The organism is Pelomonas aquatica (assembly GCF_026712205.1).
Lineage (GTDB): Bacteria > Pseudomonadota > Gammaproteobacteria > Burkholderiales > Burkholderiaceae_C > Pelomonas > Pelomonas aquatica.
In genome coordinates this window covers 82,819-99,177 of the sequence record NZ_JAPPUW010000001.1, presented here as the reverse complement: position 1 = coordinate 99,177, position 16,359 = coordinate 82,819, and the positions used below count along the sequence as shown (strand labels likewise).

At 71.9% G+C, this 16,359-nt stretch carries 15 protein-coding genes and 1 pseudogene; 11 read left to right on the top strand and 5 right to left on the bottom strand.

Annotated features, from left to right (window positions below):
• Positions 1 to 28: 28 nt before the first annotated feature.
• Genes NYP07_RS00485 through NYP07_RS00475 form a run of 3 tightly spaced genes read left to right on the top strand, consistent with a single transcriptional unit; the run spans position 29 to position 1,652 of the window.
• Positions 29 to 601, top strand: coding sequence for a helix-turn-helix domain-containing protein (locus NYP07_RS00485; RefSeq protein WP_268146223.1), 573 nt, complete (start codon positions 29 to 31; stop codon positions 599 to 601).
• Positions 598 to 1,116 carry a GNAT family N-acetyltransferase gene (locus NYP07_RS00480; RefSeq protein WP_268146221.1) on the top strand — a complete coding sequence of 173 codons (519 nt, stop codon included), beginning with the start codon at positions 598 to 600 and terminating at the stop codon, positions 1,114 to 1,116. Before NYP07_RS00485 ends, NYP07_RS00480 begins: the two co-directional genes overlap by 4 nt.
• A 14-nt stretch (positions 1,117 to 1,130) precedes the next feature.
• The gene (locus tag NYP07_RS00475) at positions 1,131 to 1,652 is read left to right on the top strand and encodes a GNAT family N-acetyltransferase (protein WP_268146219.1); all 522 of its coding nucleotides are present in this window, start codon (positions 1,131 to 1,133) and stop codon (positions 1,650 to 1,652) included.
• A gap of 2 nt (positions 1,653 to 1,654) precedes the next feature.
• Here NYP07_RS00475 and NYP07_RS00470 read toward each other — a convergent pair whose 3' ends face one another.
• The 3 genes from NYP07_RS00470 to NYP07_RS00460 form a co-directional block, all read right to left on the bottom strand.
• Positions 1,655 to 3,967 (bottom strand): ATP-binding protein, encoded by a 2,313-nt coding sequence (locus NYP07_RS00470; RefSeq protein WP_268146217.1) that lies wholly within the window; start codon positions 3,965 to 3,967, stop codon positions 1,655 to 1,657.
• A gap of 95 nt (positions 3,968 to 4,062) precedes the next feature.
• Complete coding sequence (locus NYP07_RS00465; protein ID WP_268146215.1) at positions 4,063 to 4,344, bottom strand: BTH_I0359 family protein; 282 nt, start codon at positions 4,342 to 4,344, stop codon at positions 4,063 to 4,065.
• Positions 4,345 to 4,466: 122 nt separating this feature from the next.
• A complete protein-coding gene (locus NYP07_RS00460) occupies positions 4,467 to 5,360 on the bottom strand; it encodes a hypothetical protein (protein WP_268146213.1) in 894 nt (297 codons plus the stop codon).
• Positions 5,361 to 5,394: 34 nt separating this feature from the next.
• Here NYP07_RS00460 and NYP07_RS24090 point away from each other — a divergent pair.
• Both NYP07_RS24090 and NYP07_RS00450 read left to right on the top strand, forming a co-directional pair.
• Positions 5,395 to 5,641 (top strand): annotated as a pseudogene (locus NYP07_RS24090) (fumarylacetoacetate hydrolase family protein); the annotation flags it as partial.
• 523 nt (positions 5,642 to 6,164) lie between these two features.
• A complete protein-coding gene (locus tag NYP07_RS00450; protein ID WP_268146209.1) occupies positions 6,165 to 7,106 on the top strand; it encodes a nucleoside hydrolase in 942 nt (313 codons plus the stop codon).
• A 224-nt stretch (positions 7,107 to 7,330) separates the two neighbouring features.
• On the opposite strand, the gene NYP07_RS00445 is transcribed toward NYP07_RS00450, so the two are convergent.
• Entirely contained in the window at positions 7,331 to 10,039 is a 2,709-nt protein-coding gene (locus NYP07_RS00445; RefSeq protein ID WP_268146207.1) for a bifunctional acetate--CoA ligase family protein/GNAT family N-acetyltransferase, read from the bottom strand.
• Positions 10,040 to 10,245: 206 nt separating this feature from the next.
• Here NYP07_RS00445 and NYP07_RS00440 point away from each other — a divergent pair, with 206 nt between their 5' ends.
• The 3 genes from NYP07_RS00440 to NYP07_RS00430 all read left to right on the top strand — a co-directional run bounded on the left by NYP07_RS00440 (position 10,246) and on the right by NYP07_RS00430 (position 12,928).
• Positions 10,246 to 11,241: a sensor domain-containing diguanylate cyclase gene (locus NYP07_RS00440; RefSeq protein WP_268146205.1), complete on the top strand. Its 996-nt coding sequence runs from the start codon at positions 10,246 to 10,248 to the stop codon at positions 11,239 to 11,241.
• A gap of 48 nt (positions 11,242 to 11,289) precedes the next feature.
• Positions 11,290 to 11,970: a DUF4197 domain-containing protein gene (locus NYP07_RS00435; RefSeq protein ID WP_268146203.1), complete on the top strand. Its 681-nt coding sequence runs from the start codon at positions 11,290 to 11,292 to the stop codon at positions 11,968 to 11,970.
• Positions 11,971 to 12,052: 82 nt separating this feature from the next.
• Positions 12,053 to 12,928 carry a ProQ/FinO family protein gene (locus tag NYP07_RS00430; RefSeq protein WP_268146201.1) on the top strand — a complete coding sequence of 292 codons (876 nt, stop codon included), beginning with the start codon at positions 12,053 to 12,055 and terminating at the stop codon, positions 12,926 to 12,928.
• Positions 12,929 to 13,090: 162 nt separating this feature from the next.
• On the opposite strand, the gene NYP07_RS00425 is transcribed toward NYP07_RS00430, so the two are convergent.
• Positions 13,091 to 14,473 carry a leucyl aminopeptidase family protein gene (locus NYP07_RS00425; protein WP_268146199.1) on the bottom strand — a complete coding sequence of 461 codons (1,383 nt, stop codon included), beginning with the start codon at positions 14,471 to 14,473 and terminating at the stop codon, positions 13,091 to 13,093.
• A 150-nt stretch (positions 14,474 to 14,623) separates the two neighbouring features.
• Between NYP07_RS00425 and NYP07_RS00420 the strand changes: the two genes are divergently transcribed.
• The 3 genes from NYP07_RS00420 to NYP07_RS00410 all read left to right on the top strand — a co-directional run bounded on the left by NYP07_RS00420 (position 14,624) and on the right by NYP07_RS00410 (position 16,346).
• Positions 14,624 to 14,806, top strand: coding sequence for a hypothetical protein (locus tag NYP07_RS00420; RefSeq protein ID WP_268146197.1), 183 nt, complete (start codon positions 14,624 to 14,626; stop codon positions 14,804 to 14,806).
• 263 nt (positions 14,807 to 15,069) lie between these two features.
• Complete coding sequence (locus tag NYP07_RS00415) at positions 15,070 to 15,648, top strand: hypothetical protein (protein ID WP_268146195.1); 579 nt, start codon at positions 15,070 to 15,072, stop codon at positions 15,646 to 15,648.
• A gap of 161 nt (positions 15,649 to 15,809) precedes the next feature.
• On the top strand, positions 15,810 to 16,346 hold the full coding sequence (locus tag NYP07_RS00410; RefSeq protein ID WP_268146193.1) for a tRNA-uridine aminocarboxypropyltransferase: 537 nt from the start codon (positions 15,810 to 15,812) through the stop codon (positions 16,344 to 16,346).
• Positions 16,347 to 16,359: the final 13 nt, after the last annotated feature.

Sequence of the window (16,359 nt, the reverse complement as noted above, 5' to 3'; positions counted from 1 at the left end):
CAAACTGGAATTTCAGTAAACTGGATGCATGGACCTGACCCAACGCATCGGCCGCCGCCTGCATGAGCTGCGCACCGCCGCCGGCCTGTCCCTGGACGCGCTGGCGCAGAAGAGCGGCGTCAGCCGCTCCAACATCTCGCTGATCGAGCGCGGCCGGAGCAGCCCGACGGCCGTCGTGCTGGACAAGCTGTCCAGCGCCCTCGGCGTCAGCGTCGCGTCGATGTTCGAGGCCGGTCCCGCACCGGCGGCGGCGCCCTCGCCGCTGGCCCGCGTGGCCGACCAGCCGGTCTGGGACGACCCGGGCTCGGGCTACCGCCGCCGCAATGTTTCGCCTGCGGGGGCTTCGCCGCTGCAACTGGTCGACGTGATCTTTCCGCCGGGCCAGCGGGTGGCCTTCGAATCCGCTGCGCGCGACGGCGAAATCCAGCAGCTCGTCTGGATGATCGACGGCGTCATGGAGATCGGCCACGGCCAGGACCTCTGGCAACTGCACCCCGGCGACTGCCTGGCCATGCGGCTGGATGCGCCCATCCGTTTCCACAATCCTGGAACGCGGCCGGCCCGCTACCTCGTGGCCCTCACCGGAGCCGGCAAGCCATGAGCACGATCCGCGAACTCGATGGCGCCGAAGCGCTGGCGCGCGTGGACGAGCTGGCCGAGGTGCTGCGCGACTGCGTCGAGGGTGGCGCTTCGGTCGGCTTCATGCTGCCGCTGGCCCAAGGCCGGCCCCAGGCCTTCTGGCGCAAGGTTGCGGCCGGCGTCGCGGCCGGCGAGCGCCATCTCTTCGTCGCCGAGGACGAGGCCGGCCGCATCTGCGGCACGCTGTCCCTCGTGACCGACCTGCCCGACAACCAGCCGCACCGGGCGGACGTCAGCAAGATGCTGGTCCACCGCCGGGCGCGCCGCCGCGGCGTGGCCGAGCGGCTGCTGCGCGCGCTGGAGGCCAAGGCGCGCGCACTCGGCAGGACGACGCTGGTGCTGGACACCGTCAGCGGCAGCGATGCGTCGCGGCTCTACGAGCGCACGGGCTGGCGGCGCGCCGGCGACATCCCGAACTACGCGCTGATGCCCGACGGCGAACCCTGCTCGACCAGCTACTACTTCCGTCACCTTTGATCCCGGAGGACCGCATGGAATTCATCGCCTGCACGCCGGATGCGCATGCCGACGCCATCCTCGACATCTTCAACGAGGCCATCGTCAACTCGACCGCGCTGTACGACTACCAGCCGCGCCCGCGCGAGTCCATGGACGGCTGGTTCAGGACCAAGCAGGCCAACGGCTTCCCGGTCATCGGGGCGGTCGACGCGCAGGGCGCGCTGCTCGGCTTCGCGAGCTACGGCAGCTTCCGCGCGTGGCCGGCCTACAAATACTCGGTCGAGCATTCGGTCTATGTGCACAAGGACCATCGCGGCAAGGGCCTGGGCCTGCTGCTGATGCAGCGCCTCATCGCGGCGGCGCGACAGCGGCAGGTGCATGTGATGGTCGGCGGCATCGACATGACCAACCGGGGCAGCATCGCGCTGCATGAGAAGCTGGGCTTCACCCACTCGGGGACGATCATGCAGGCCGGCTTCAAGTTCGGCCGCTGGCTGGACTTGGGCTTTTTTCAGCTGGTGCTGGATACACCTGAGCACCCCGTCGACGGCTGAGTTCAGCCCGCCCTGAACCCGATGCCGCGGCGCTCGCGCACCTCGGGCTTGGCCCGATGCTCCGCCTCCAGCTGCGCCAGGAACTCGTCCGGCGTGAAGGCCTCGCCGAGGATCTCGACCTGGTGGCGCACGGCCGCGAAGTCGCCATGCGTCAGGCAGTCCATCGCGGCCAGCCTTGAGCGCTGCTCGTCGGTGGGCGCCGCGCCGGCCTCGCGCTCGAACATGGCGGCGCGCTGCTCGGGCCTCAGCGCCTTGAAGCGGATCTTGAACGCGAAGCGCCGCAGCGCGGCTTCGTCCAGGTCGTCGAACAGATTGGTCGTGCAGATGAACAGGCCGGCGAAGCGCTCCATGCCGGCCAGCATCTCGTTGACCTCACTGACCTCGTAGTTGCGCTCGGCATGCCTGCGGCTGCGCAAAAAACTGTCGGCCTCGTCCAGCAGCAGCACGGCGCCCTCGGTCTGCGCCGTCTCGAACATGCGCGCCATGTTCTGCTCGGTCTCGCCGACGAACTTGCTGGCGATGTCGCTGGCGCGGCGCACCATCAGCGGCCGGCCCAGGGCCTGGGCGATGTGTTCGGCCAGCGCGGTCTTGCCGCTGCCGGGCGGGCCGTAGAAGCAGAGCTGGCCGCTGCCCTTGCGCCGCAGCGCCTCGACGATGCGCGGGATCTCGAAGCGGCTCTCGCAGTTCAGCAGCTCCAGCGCGTAGCGGGTCACGCAGGGCCGCACGAAGCTGGCGCCGTCGTCGCGGCCCAGGGCCTTGTCGGCATTGAGCAGCTGGCGCTCGATGAGCTTCTCGGCATCGCCGGCGGCGCCGGCCAGCTGCGCGAAGCGCACCGCGGTGCGGATCTGCGCCGGCGTCAGGCCCGGCCGCTCGGCCAGCTTGGCGACAAAGCCCTCGCTGACCGCCACGTCGCCCAGTGCCTTGGCCACGAGCCCACGGCGCGCGCCCGGCGGCGGCGACTTCAGCTCCAGGTGGTACTGGAAGCGGCGGCGGAAGGCCGGGTCGATCTGCTCGATGCGGTTGGTGACCCAGATTACGGGCACCGGGTTGGTTTCCAGGATCTGGTTGACCCAGGCCTTGCCGCTGACCGAGTTGCCGATACCGCCCTCGGCGCTGGCGTCCAGCCGGTTCAGCAGCGAGGCCGTGTCGCTGGACAGCGGCGGGAACACGTCCTCGACCTCGTCGAACAGCAGGGCCACGTTGGCGCTGGCCTTCAGGAAGACCTGGCTGATCTGCAGCGAGCGGTAGCGGTCGCGGCCCGACAGCGAGTTGCCGTCGCGGTCGGCGTATTCGACCTCGTACAGGTCCAGCCCCGCGGCGGCGGCGGCCACCTTGGCGAGCTCGGTCTTGCCCGTGCCCGGCGGGCCGTAGAGCAGCACGTTGACGCCGGTCGCATGCGTCGCGACGGCCTGGCGCAGCAGGCCCTGCAGCAGCTCCAGGTCTTCGACGACGAACTGGAAGTCGCCGGGTGCGAGCGTACTGGCCGCGGCCGGCCGCGTGAACACGGCCATCAGGTCGTGCGGGCCCTGGTATTCGCGCATCAGCACCGGCGGCAGCTGGTCGCTGACCTTCATCAGGTCGGCCAGGTCGGTGATGTTGTGCTCGGAGATCAGGTTCTCGACCATGCCGATGCGCTCCAGCCGCGAGCCGGCGCGCAAGGCCTCGGCCACCTCGCGCTCGTCCACGCCGGCCACGGCCGCGATCGCCGCGAAGGCCTCCTGCGCGGTGTTGACCTTGAACTCGACGAGGGCGCCCCGCAGCTCGCGCTGGTAGCGCGCCAGCGTGCCGTAGAGCAGGATGGCCCGTTCGGCCGGGTTCAGCTGCAGCAGCTGGCCCAGCGCGTCGATGTTCTTCTCGACCAGCGTCGATTCGCGCCTGAGCTGGCGGTCCAGGTGCTCGCAGGTGGTGGCGAGCAGGGCCAGCATGTCCTTGGGCGCGTCCTTGACGTATTCGTCGAGGTAGAAGAACAGCGTGCCTTCCGAGAAGGGGCCGCTCCACTGGCCGAAGCGTTCGAGGAAGGCCTCGTCGCCCAGTGCCTCGTGGCCGCGCCACAGTTCGTTGCCGGCGCAGCGCTGGGTCAGATAGCCGCGCAGCCTCTGCAGCACGCGGGTGGGCCAGACGAGGTGGCGGCCGGTGAAGGACAGCAGGCCGTTGAAATCGCGCCGCAGGTTGAAGCGGCCGGCGTGCTTGACGGTCAGCGTCAGCACGAACTGCGAGCACATGCGGTCCAGCACCGGGGCGCTGTCCAGGCCGGGCGAAGGCAGCACGCGTCCCGGTCCCCGGGGGGCTGTCTCAACGGCAGCTCGCTTCACCATGGTCGATGGGCTCCTTGCGCGGCCGCGGCGGCCGGCGCGAACCCATCTTGTATCAGGCTTGGCGGCAGATCAATGCAGGATCGATCCCCAAGTGTTCAGTGCATCACGACGGGCTGCTGGCCCATCACCGCATAGCGCTCGATGAAGGCGTCGAGGTCGTCCTCCGACGGCTCGCCGTCCTCGATCAGCGCCTGCACGCCCTGCTGGAAGGACTCGGCCAGCGCGCCCTCGATGAAGATTTCCTTGCGGGCGAACTTGTCGACGATCTCGAAGCCGCCGCGGTTCAGCTGCGGCCCGGCGGCCACCGCCTGCGGCTCGGCCGGCGGCACGTCGAACTGGACGACGATGAAGCTGTCGGAGTTGTAAAGCATGTGCATGGAGTGCTCCTCGTGGCTTCAGCTGCGGTTGGCGACCCGGTTTTCAAGCCCTGTCGGTGGAGATACTGGCAGAAGGCCCGGCAGTTCGGGCCATCCCCCAGGCCTCCAACGCACGAGAAGCGTCAGGAGTTCACAGCGTCCAAACGGATTTCGTAACCCCGCGCTTCCGGATCGCCCTGGCGCAGCCGTACGGGCCAGTAGGAGCGCGCCGGGTCCAGCCACAGCTCGATGCCCGGGTCGTGCGGCCCCAGCGTCTGGCGGCGCAGGTGCAGCGTGCCGGCGTCGTCGGGCGCGGCGTCCACGGCCTCGAACACCCATTCGCGCAGCTCGCCGCGCGGGCTGGCCACCCAGACGCGCCAGCGCCCGCCCGGTGCCGGCGCGGCCTGCACCAGGGCCGCGAGCTGCAGCCACCAGGAGAGCCGGTCCTGGGCGCCCTCGGGCAGCTCCAACTGCGCCGGGCTGGCCGAGAAGCTGATGCGCCGGCCTTCGGTGTCGAAATTGACGGCCTGGCGGTCCTGGCCGCCGCGCTGCAGCGCGAAGCGCTCGGGCGCCAGGCCGCCGGCGCCGATGCGGCCCAGGCTTTCCCAGGCGGGCAGCGCGCGCTCGCCCACCTGGCGGGTCAGGCGCAGGCTGTAGCGGCCGTCGGCCTCGGGGCGCCAGTCCAGCACGGCCTCGCCGTCCTGGCCGGCCTGGCGCAGCCGGTAATGCCAGGCCGCCGGGCCGGCCAGGCGCAGCAGCGGTGCGTCCGGTACGGCGGCGGGCGCCTCCACGGCGGGGGCGGGCGGCTGCTTGCCGGGGCGGGCGGCACGGGGCTGGGCCGCGGGCGGGGTTGGCGCCGCGGGCTCGGGCAGGGCGACCGGCAGCACGGGCGGCGGCAGCAGCGCGATGCTGACGGCCCGCGCCGGCCGGGCGGCGTCCTCGCGCGCCCGCTCGCCGCCCAGCAGCGCCGCGTGCGCGAACAGGCTGGCCGCCAGCGCGAGCAGGGCGGCGCGGGGCGGGAGGAGATGAGCGCGCATCGCACAATGCTGCCATCTCCCCGGATTCCCGCTCATGAAACTCGCCAGCTACGCCGACGGCTCGCGCGACGGCCACCTCGTCGTCGTGTCGCGCGACCTGACCCAGGCCCATTACGCCAACGGCATCGCCACGCGCCTGCAGCAGGTCCTCGACGACTGGGGCTTCGTCGCGCCCCAGCTCGAAGACCTGGCCGTGCAGCTCAACCACGGCAAGCTGCGCCATGCCTTCCCCTTCGAGCCCGCGAAATGCGTGGCGCCGCTGCCGCGCGGCTGCGGCTGGGCCGTCGTCGACGCCGACGGCGGCGTGCAGCGCGACGCCGGCAATTTCTCGGCGCCGCAGCAGCCGCTGCGCGCACCGGCCGAGGGCCGGCCCGCGCTGGCGGCCATCGCGGGCGACCTGGCCGCCGCCAGCGACCCGGCCGCCGCGCTGGATGCGCTGCGCCTGCTGACGCTGGCCATCGACTGGCGCGTCGACGACGAGTTGATCGCCACCCAGCTCGCGCCGCTGGCCGTCACGCCCGATGAACTGGGCGCGGGCTGGAGCGCCGGCCGGCTGCAGGCCCGGCTGCACCGCCTGCACAACGGCAGCCGGCAGGAGCCGCGCGACGTGGACGCCAAGCCCGGCGCCGCGCTGGCCCGGCTGGCGCGACTGCGCCCGTTGCGGTCCGGCCAGGTCGCCGGCATCGCCCTCGGCGCGCTGGACCTCGCGCTGGCCGCCGGCGACAGCCTGCACCTGGACCTCAAGGCCGCCGAGGGCGCCAGCCTCTTCGGCGCCATCGACCTCGACATCGCCCCGGACACGCCATGACCCGCCAGCCCATCATCATCGACACCGACCCGGGTCAGGACGACGCCATCGCGCTGCTGCTGGCCGCGGCCAGCCCCGAACTGGAGCTGCTCGGCGTGACCACCGTGGCCGGCAATGTGCCGCTGGCGCTGACGACGCTGAACGCGCGCAAGGTGCTGGAGCTGGCCGGCCGCCGCGACGTGCCCATCTGCGCCGGCGCCGACCGGCCGCTGGACGTGCCCCTGGTCACGGCCGAGCATGTGCATGGCGACACCGGCCTGAACGGCGTCGACCTGCCCGAGCCCACACTGGCGCTGGACGGCCGTCACGCGGTCGACTTCATCGTGCAGACGCTGCGCGAGCGCGAGGCCGGCAGCGTGACGCTGTGCCCGCTCGGGCCCCTCACCAATATCGCGCTAGCGCTGCGCCAGGCCCCCGACATCGCGCCGCGCATCCGCCGCATCGTGCTGATGGGCGGCGGCTTCTTCGAGGGCGGCAATGTGACGCCGGCGGCCGAGTTCAATTTCTACGTCGACCCGCAGGCCGCGCACGAGGTGTTCACGAGCGGCGTGCCCATCACGATGGCGCCGCTGGACGTCACCCACGAGGTGCTGACGACGGCGGCGCGCATCGCCGCCATCCGCGCGCTCGGCAACCGCGCCGGCAGCGTCGCCGCGGCCTGGATGGAGTTCTTCGAGCGCTACGACGAGGAGAAATACGGCCAGGACGGCGGCCCGCTGCACGACCCCTGCGTGATCGCCTTCCTGCTGCGGCCCGCGCTGTTCCAGAGCCGCGACTGCAATGTGCGCATCGAGACGCGGAGCGAGCTGACGCGCGGCATGAGCGTCATCGACTGGTGGGGCGTCACCGGCCTGGCCGCCAACGCCCAGGTGCTGCGCCACGCGGACGCCGACGGCTTCTTCGCGCTGCTGACGGAGCGTCTGGCTCGATTGGGCTGAACCCTTCGGGCCGAGCGCCGGGCCTGCCCTGGGCCAGAGGCCCATGGCCTTTCGTAGGCGCAGGCAGTCCGCAGGGACTGCCTGTGTCCGACTCCAGTCCCCAAGCCGGCCCGTCATGGCGATGTGCTTGCGGCTCGATGCCGCAAGCATCGCCGTGCCCGCGGGGGACCGACCAGGCTCGCCCGCGTTCAGCGGGGGCGAGGCTGGGCGAGGGGCGTTTTTCCTCAGCCCTGCAGTGACCGGCTCACGAGCCGGAAGTCCGGCTCCTCCGGGTGCGGCTTGACCGAGAAGCCCAGGCCGCGCATCAGCTTGAGCATGTCGCTGTTGTTGCTCAGCACCAGGCCCTCGATGTCCGTCAGGCCCTTCTCGCGCGCGGCGTCGGTGATGCCTTCCATCAGCCGCGAGCCCAGGCCCTTGCCGCCGAAGTCGTCGGCCACCAGCAGGCTGAACTCGCAGCTGGTCTGGTCGGGGTTGTTGATGATGCGCGACACGCCGACGATGCGCTCGCGCTCGTCGAAGCCGCCGTCGTCGCGCGCGCTGCGTTCGCAGCAGACGGCCACCAGCGCCATCTCGCGGTCGTAGTCGATCAGCGTCAGCCGCGCCAGCAGCCCCGGCGGCAGCTCCTTGATCGCGCTGGCGAAGCGGAAGTAGCGGCTCTCCGGCTTGAGGCCGCGCACCAGCTCCTGCAGCATCTGCGCGTCGTCGGGGCGCACCGGCCGCACCGTCACCTCGCCGCCGCCGGCCAGCGGCCAGACCTGCTCGAAGCGGGCCGGGTAGGGCAGGATGGCCAGGTGGGGGTAGTCGAAGGCGCGGGGGCTGCCGGCCTGCTGGCCCGGCTGCAGCACGACGCGCGCGTCCACGGCGACGGCGCCGTGCTCGTCGACGATCAGCGGGTTGATGTCCATCTCGCGCAGCTGCGGGAACTCGCAGACCATCTCGCTGACGCGCTGCAGCACGCGCTCCAGCGCCTCCAGGTCGGCCGGCGGGCTGCCGGCGCGGCCCTCGGTCAGCGCCTCGGCGACGCGGGCGCGCTCGATCAGGCGGCGGGCGAGGAACTGGTTCAGCGGCGGCAGCTCCATCGCGCGGTCGGCGATCAGCTCGATCATCGTGCCGCCGGCGCCGAAGACGATGGTCGGCCCGAAGGCCTCGTCCGTCACCAGGCCGACGCAGACCTCCTGACCGCCCCGGCCGTGGTGTGCACGCGCCATCTTCTGCACCGTCACGCCGTTGATGCGTGCCTGCGGCTGCAGCCGCTTCACGCGGGCCACCATCTCGTTGTAGGTGTCGCGCGCGGCGGCGCCGCTCTGGATGTTCAGCGCCACGCCCTGCACATCGCTCTTGTGGGCGATGTCGGGCGAGTCGATCTTCAGCGCGACCGGGAAGCCGAGCTGGGTCGCCAGCATCATGGCCTCGTTGGCGCTGCGCGCCAGCACGGTCTGCGTGACGGGGATGTGGAAGGCTGCGAGCAGGGCCTTGCTCTCCATCTCGGTCAGCGTGCGGCGGCGCTCGGCCAGCACGCTCTCGATGAGCAGGCGCGCGGCCTCGACGTCGGGCTGCGCGAGGCTGGACATCGGCGGTGGCGTCTGCAGCAGCAGCTGCTGGTTGGCATAGAAGCTGGCGATATTGCCGAAGGCGCCGACCGCCGCCTCCGGTGTGCGGAAGTTCGCGATGGCCGCCTCGTTCAACACGCGGCGCGCCTCCAGCACCGAGGCGTCGCCCATCCAGCAGCCCAGCAGCGGCTTGGCCGTGGCGGCCTTGGCCGCGGCGACGGCGCGGGCCGTCTCGGTCGCGTCGGAGCCGATCTGCGGCGCGTAGATGGCCAGCAGGCCGTCGATGGCGGGGTCTTGCGCGGCGGCCTCGATGGCGATGCGGAAGTGCCCGGGCGTCGCGGCGGCGGACAGGTCGATCAGGTCGGCCAGCGAGGCCAGGCCGGGCAGCCGGGGCGCCAGCGTGCGGGCGATCTCGGGCGACAGCCTGCCCAGCTGCAGGCCGATCTCGCCGACCCAGTCCGCCGCCAGCACGCCGGGGCCGCCGCCGTTGGTGACGATGGCCAGGCGCTTGCCGACCGGCCGGTAGCGCGCGGCCAGGCATTTGGCGGCCGAGAACAGCTCGACGAAGCTGCGCACCCGCACCGCACCGGCACGGCGCAGCGCGGCGTCGAAGACGTCGTCGCTGCCGACGATGGCGCGGCTGTGCGTCAGGGCCGCCTCGTTGCCGGCGCTGCGCCGGCCGGCCTTCAGCACGACGACCGGCTTGGCATGCGCGGCCGAGCGCAGCGCGCTCATGAAGCGGCGGGCGCTGGAGATGCCCTCCAGGTAGACGACGATGCTCTGCGTGCGCGTGTCGGTGGCCAGGAAGTCCAGCACCTGGGCCAGGTCCACGGCCGCGTTGGGGCCCAGCGACACGACCTGGCTGAAGCCGACGTGGTTCTGCTGTGCCCAGTCCAGCATGGCCGAGGTCAGCGCGCCCGACTGCGACACCAGCGCCAGCGAGCCCTCGGCGGCCAGCGGGCCGGCTGCGCTCGCGTTCAGGTTCAGGTGCGGGCGCTGGAAGCCCAGGCAGTTGGGGCCGAGCAGGTGCACGCCCTCGCGGCGCGCGATGCGCTTGAGCTGGGCGGCCTGCTCGGGCTCGATGCCGTCGCTGACGATCAGCGCCGAGCGGCAGGCGATGCGGCAGGCCACCTCCAGCGCCGCGGCGATCTCGTCGGCCGGCAGCGCGATGACGGCCAGGTCGGCCCGCGAGCGCGCCAGCTCGCCCAGCGTGCCGGTCGTCTCGCCGTGCAGGAACTGCGGCGGACTGGCGCCCGGCGCGGCCTGCAGCGCGGCGCGCAGCACGCGGGCCTGGCGGGTCTGGCGCGCGGGCTCGTCCGGCGGGCCGGCGAACACCACGACCGAACGGGGCGTGAACAGCGGCGCGAGGAAGTGGGTGTCCATGCGCCGGACTCTAGTCCACACCCCGGCAGGCCTCGGCCCGAGCGCGGCGCAAGCCCGCGAAGGCGTCGAAAACACGCATAGATGGCGTCCATTTCAGAGGCGACATCATTTCTGCCTGCGTGAGACACTGTTGATCCGGGAGACAACGCAGCGCTCGGGCCACAAAGGGCGCGCCGTCGCATGCAGGCGACATCGAGGAGGGACGGATGCCGAGCAGGGAAAAACTGCTTGAGGTCATCGCGATGCAGACCGAAGTGGCCAGTCTGGGGCTTGACCTCGATCTGAGCCGCCTGCTCGATCTGGTGGCCAGGCGCACCCTGGACCTGGTGGAGGCCGACGGCGCCGTGGTCGAAATGATTGAGGGCGAAGACATGGTCTATCGCGCAGCCACCGGCATGGCCGAGGGCAGCCTGGGCTTGAGGCTCAAGCGCAGCAGCAGCCTGTCGGGCCTGTGCGTCGCCCAGGGGCAGGCGCTGCGTTGCGACGACGCGCTGAGCGACGCGCGGGCCGACCGTGCGGCCTGCGAGCGCCTGGGGTTGCGCGCGCTGGTCGTCGTGCCGCTGCGCCACCACGGCGTGACGGTCGGCGTGCTGAAGGCGATGTCCCGGCGCCCCGGCCAGTTCAACGACAAGCATGTGTCGCTGCTGGGGCTGATCTCCGAGCTCGTCGCGTCGGCCATGTATTTCGCGACCCGCTACACGCCGGGCGAGCTCTTCCACAAGGCCACCCACGACAGCCTGACCGACCTGCCCAATCGCGCCCTTTTCCTCGACCGCCTGCACGCCTCCCTGGCCCAGGCCGTGCGCGACAGCCAGCCGCTGGCGGTCATGATGCTCGACATGAATGGGCTCAAGCCGATCAACGACCATCATGGCCACCGCGCCGGCGATGCGGCGCTGCTGGAGTTCGCGCGCCGCCTGGCGGGAGGCGTTCGCCAGTCCGACACGGCCGCGCGCCTGGGCGGCGACGAGTTCGGCGTGCTGCTGCGGCCCGTGGCGGCCAACGGCGGCCTGGACGCGACGATGCGGCGGCTGGCCCGCGACCTGAACGGCAGCTTCGAGTTCGAAGACCGCCTGCTGCAGGTGGGCGCCAGCATGGGCGCGGCCTGCTTCCCCGAGGATGGGGCCGACGTGGCGCGCCTCATCGAGCTGGCCGACCAGCGCATGTACCACCACAAGCGCAGCCTGCAGCACGCCGCCTGAACGGCGCGGACGGTGGGAAGATGGCGGCCCCGCCCCCTGGAGCCCGCCATGCAACGCCGCCTCGTCATCGCCAGTGCCCCCGCCCTGCTGCTGCTGCGCCCCGCCTGGGCGCTGGGCCTGACCGAGGGCGACGCCAATGCCGGCATCCGCACGGCGCTGGAGCGCGGCGCCAATTCGGCCGTGGCCCTGCTCGGCCGGCCCGATGGATTCCTCGGCAACCCACTCGTGAAGATCGAGCTGCCCGGCCACCTGAAGGACGCCGCCCGGCTGCTGCGCGCCACCGGCCAGGGCGGCAGGCTGGACGAACTCGTCACCGCGATGAACCGCGCCGCCGAGGCCGCCGTGCCGGCCGCCAGGCCGCTGCTGGTCAAGGCCGTGAAGGACATGAGCGTCGAGGACGGGCTGAAGATCCTGAAGGGCGGCGACGACTCGGTCACGCAGTTCTTCGCCGGCAAGACGCGCGAGCCGCTGGGCCGGCAGTTCCTGCCCATCGTGACCCAGGCGACCGAGAAGGTCGCGCTGGCCGACAAGTACAACGCGGTGGCCAAGAAGGCCTCGGGCTTCGGCCTCGTCGGCGGCGAGGACGCCAACATCCAGCAGTACGTCACGGCCCGCGCGCTGGACGGGCTCTACCGGATCCTCGGCGAGGAGGAGAAGAAGATCCGCCAGGACCCGGTCGGCACCGGCAGCGCCATCCTGAAGAAGGTGTTCGGAGGCCTCGGCGGCTGAGCCTTTGCAGGCGGTTCGGCCCTGGGCTTGGGCGGGCGGGTGGCGTGAACGACAATCCGCACCCTGTTTTCAGGCCCCGTTCATGAATTCCGATCTTCCCGAAACCGCCGCCCCGGCCGACGACACCCCCGCTCCCGCGCCCGCCGCGCCCGCCGCTCCTGTTGAGCCGGCGCCCGTGCGCGACGCGACGGCGGAGCTGAAGGCGCTGTTTCCCGCCCTGTTCACGGGCAAGCCCAAGCCCGTCAAGCTGCGCATCCAGGCCGACATCCAGGAGCGCGCCCCCGGCAAGTTCAGCAAGGCCCAGCTCAGCGCCTTCCTGCGCCGCCACACCGGCAGCACCGGCTATCTGATCGCGCTGACTCAAGGCCGGACCCGCTTCGACCTGGACGGCAACCCGGCCGGCGAGATCAGCGAGGAACACCTCGGCGCGGCCCGCGAAGAGCTGGCCCGCCGCCGCGGCGCGCGCCAGGAGCGCGAGCAGGCCGAGCAGGAGCGCCACCAGCTGGAAGCGCAGCAGCGCCGCAATCGCGCCCAGCTGCTGTGGGACTTCGAGCGCACGACGCTGACCGAGGCCAACTTCTGCGTGCTCAAGGGCGTCGTGCCCGAGGAGCTGCCAGGCCTGCTGGAGATCGCGCGCAAGGAGCGCGCCGAGGCGCCGCCGGCCCCGCCGCGAGACGCGCGTCGGGAGGACCGCCGCGATGACCGCCGCCCCGGTGGCGGCCGGCCCGAGGGCCGCGGCCCGCGTCGCCCCGAGCAGCGCGCAGACGGCCGGCGCGACCAGCCGCGCGGCGAAGGCGGCCGCCCGCCGCAGCCGGGCCGCAAGCCCGCGCCCCAGCAGGTCGAGCAGCCCGCCCAGGCCCAGATGTCCCAGATGGCCCAGGCCCTGCAGGCCGCCACCCGTGCCGCCAAGGCCGAGCCGGCCGCCGATCAGCCGCCGGCCCAGGATCCGGCCGAGTAATCAGAGGTTGAGAGTTTTTCGGCCGTGCCCGAAAGGCGCGTCAAAACGCCCCCGATCTAGGCGCAAAGCACAGCCATAGCTCGGGCTATGGCGAGCATTTGCAACGACGAGCGGGGGCGTTTTGGCGTGCAAGGCGGGCATGGGTGAAAGACTCTCAAGCTCTCAGGCCGCCGCGTAGCGCTGCTCCAGGTAGGTCAGCAGCGTGCGGAGGGTCTGCGCCTCGCCGCCCACCGGACGCCCCGGCCGGGCCGTGTCGTTCCAGGCGAACAGATCGACGTGCAGCCAGTCCTGCTGGGCCGGCAGGAAGTCTTCCAGGAACAGCGCGGCGTTGATCGCGCCGGCCAGCGCGCTCTTGCCGGTGTTGACGATGTCGGCTATCGAGCTCTCGATGCCGGCGTGGTAGGGCGCCCACAGCGGCATATGCCACAGCGGGTCGTCCAGCTTCAGGCCCAGGTCGACGAGGTCGCGCGCCGTGTCCATGTGCTTGGCGAACAGCGCCGGCAGCTGGGCGCCCAGCGCCACGCGGGCCGCGCCGGTCAGCGTGGCCAGGTCGATGACGAGGTCCGGCCGGCCCTCGGCCGCATAGGCCAGCGCGTCGCACAGGACGACGCGGCCCTCGGCGTCGGTATTGCCGATCTCGATGTGCAGGCCCTTGCGCGTCTTGATGACGTCGCCGGGCCGGTAGGCGTTGCCGGAGATCGCGTTCTCCACCGCCGGGATCAGCAGCTGCAGTTGCACCGGCAGCTTGAAGGCCATGATGAGACCGGCCAGGCCCAGCGCATTGGCCGCGCCGCCCATGTCCTTCTTCATCTGGCGCATGCCGTCGGCGCTCTTGATGTCCAGGCCGCCGCTGTCGAAGCAGACGCCCTTGCCGACCAGGGCCAGCTTGGGGTGCTTGGGGTTGCCCCAGTTCAGCTCGATCAGGCGAGGTGAGCGCGTGCTCGCGCGGCCGACCGCGTGGATGCTCGGGAAATTCTGCTTCAGCAGCGCGTCGCCGACGACCTCCTTGAAGCGGGCGCCGTATTGCCTGGCCAGGGCCTTGGCGGCGCCGGCCAGCTCGGCCGGGCCCATGTGCTCGGCCGGCGTGTTGACGAGGTCGCGCGTGGCCGCGATGGCCGTGGCCAGCGCGAGGCCGCGCTCGGCGCCCGCGCCGGCCTTGAGCGCCAGCGTGGCCGGCGCGCGCTTGGCCGGCTTGTAGAGATCGAAGCGGTAGCCGCCCAGCTCCCAGGACAGCGCCGCCGCCTCGTGGTGCAGAGCCAGGCCGGCGTCGTCGAGCTTGTAGACGCCTTCCGGCAGGGCCAGCGGCAGATGGCTCAGCGCGAAGGGGTGGGCGGCGTGGGCCACGCCGGCGAAGACGCCGGCCAGCTGGCCGTCCGCGCCCGGCAGCAGCGCATGGCTGTCCGCGGCGCCGACGAAGCCGACCGTGGCCAGCCACTGCCGGGTCGCCTCCGGCAGGCCGGGCGCCAGCGCCTGGAAGGCGGCGCGGTCGACGACGGTGATGGGCACGGCCTTGGCCGGCAGGGATTTCTTCAGCTGGACGCTCATGGCGTGGAATCCTGGAATTCGTAGAGCCGGCATTGTCGATAAATCGACATGCAAAGAAATGTGAGTGGCCTGTCAACCGCCGTTGCCGGGCCGGCGTTGTGCCACCCAATCGCGCCGCTTTCGGGCCGCGAGACAGGCAAGACAGCCATGATGAAGATCCAGCCCCGCACCGAATCGCAGCACCGCCGCATCCCCGCGCCCGAGATGGGCCTGGCCTGGGGCGCCGAGGAATCCGTCGACAAGGGCCGCAAGCACGAAGCCTTCGACACCGGTTTCTACAGCGGCGAACGCCGCGGCCTCGCCCGCGCCCTGCGCTTCGACCGCAAGCGCTGAGTGAGGACCGAGCCCAGTGCCTGCGCACTGGGCGACGCCTCACGAAGGGCGACCGGCATGCAGGCCGGTCGCCATGAGCCCCCAAGAGCGCAGTGCCTTCGCACTGCGCGACGCCCGGCGAAGGCCATCCGGCATGCAGGCCGGATGGCATGAGTGACAAGCCATCCCCCAAAGCCCGCCGTCCCCCCGGACCGCGGGCTTCGTTTTGCCCGTCGGGAAATCTCGGCCCGGCCCGGCGCGCGGCTCACCGAGAATGCGCCCCCATGAAAGCTGCCCGCCGTTCCATTGCCTTCGTCTCGGGACTCCTGCTCTACTGCTTCGGCGCGGGCGCCGCGATGAAGTACGCCGCCATCGGGCTGCCGCGCCAGGTCTACACGGCGCTGGGCGGGCGCGGCAGCCTGCCCGTCATGCTCGGCGAGGCGCTGGCCATCATGCTGCTGCTCTTCCTGCTCGCGACTTTCTGGGCCTTTCTGACGCTGCGCCCGACGCGCCGCCGCCACCGGCCCTATGTCGCCTGGATGATGTCGGGCGTGGGCGTGGCCTGGGCCGGCTGGCTGATCTTCGGGGCCTTCAGCTTCGCACTGAGGCCACGTGCCTATTCGGCGCCGCTGCAGACCATGCTGCTGTCGTCCGGCGCGGCGCCGTTGTTCGGCGCATTGAACATCTTCGGCGTCTTGGCCGGCATCTGGCTGGCCGGGCGCTGGGCCAGAAGGCGCCAGTTGGGCCTGCCCGGCACGCGCTCGCTCCGCCGTCACGGCGAAGGCGAGCCGCCGGCCGCGGCCGGCATGGACGCTGCCGAGTCCACCCAGGCGCCGCACTCGGTCCCGCCGCAGCCGAGCTGAGAGCTTGAGAGTCTTTCAGCCATGCCCGCCTTGCACGCCAAAACACCCCCGCTCGTCGTTGCAAATGCTCGCCATAGCCCGAGCTATGGCTGTGCTTTGCGCCTAGATCGGCGGCGTTTTGACGCGCCTTTCGGGCACGGCCGAAAAACTCTCAAGCTCTGATGCCTCGCGCGGTCTGCCCGCGCTGCGAGCGGCCGGCCGCCACCTGCCTGTGCGCGACGCTGCCGCCGCCCGTGGCGGTGCGCACCGGGCTGGTCGTGCTGCAGCACCCGGCCGAGGCCGGGCATGCGAAGAACACGGCGGCCTTCCTGACCCTGGGCCTGAGTCCCGCGGCCCGGCTGCTGCGCGGCGAGGTCTTCGATACGGCGCTGGCCGGGCCCGGCACGGCGCTGCTCTACCCCGGCGCCGGCCCGCCGCCCGCCGATGTCAGCCGCCTGATCCTGCTCGACGGCAGCTGGCGCCAGAGCCGCCGGCTGCTGGCCGCCAACCCCTGGCTGGCCGCGCTGCCGCGCCTGAGCCTGCCGCCCCAGCCCAGTCGCTACGCCATCCGCCGCGCCCACCGGCCCGGCCAGCTGTCCACGCTGGAGGCCGGCCTGCATGCGCTGGCGCTGCTGGAGGGCATCCCTGAACGCTTCGATCCGCTGTGGGCGGCCTTCGACGAATTCGTCCGCGCGGGCCTGTCGAGACGGGGTGACTAAACGCGGTGAAATG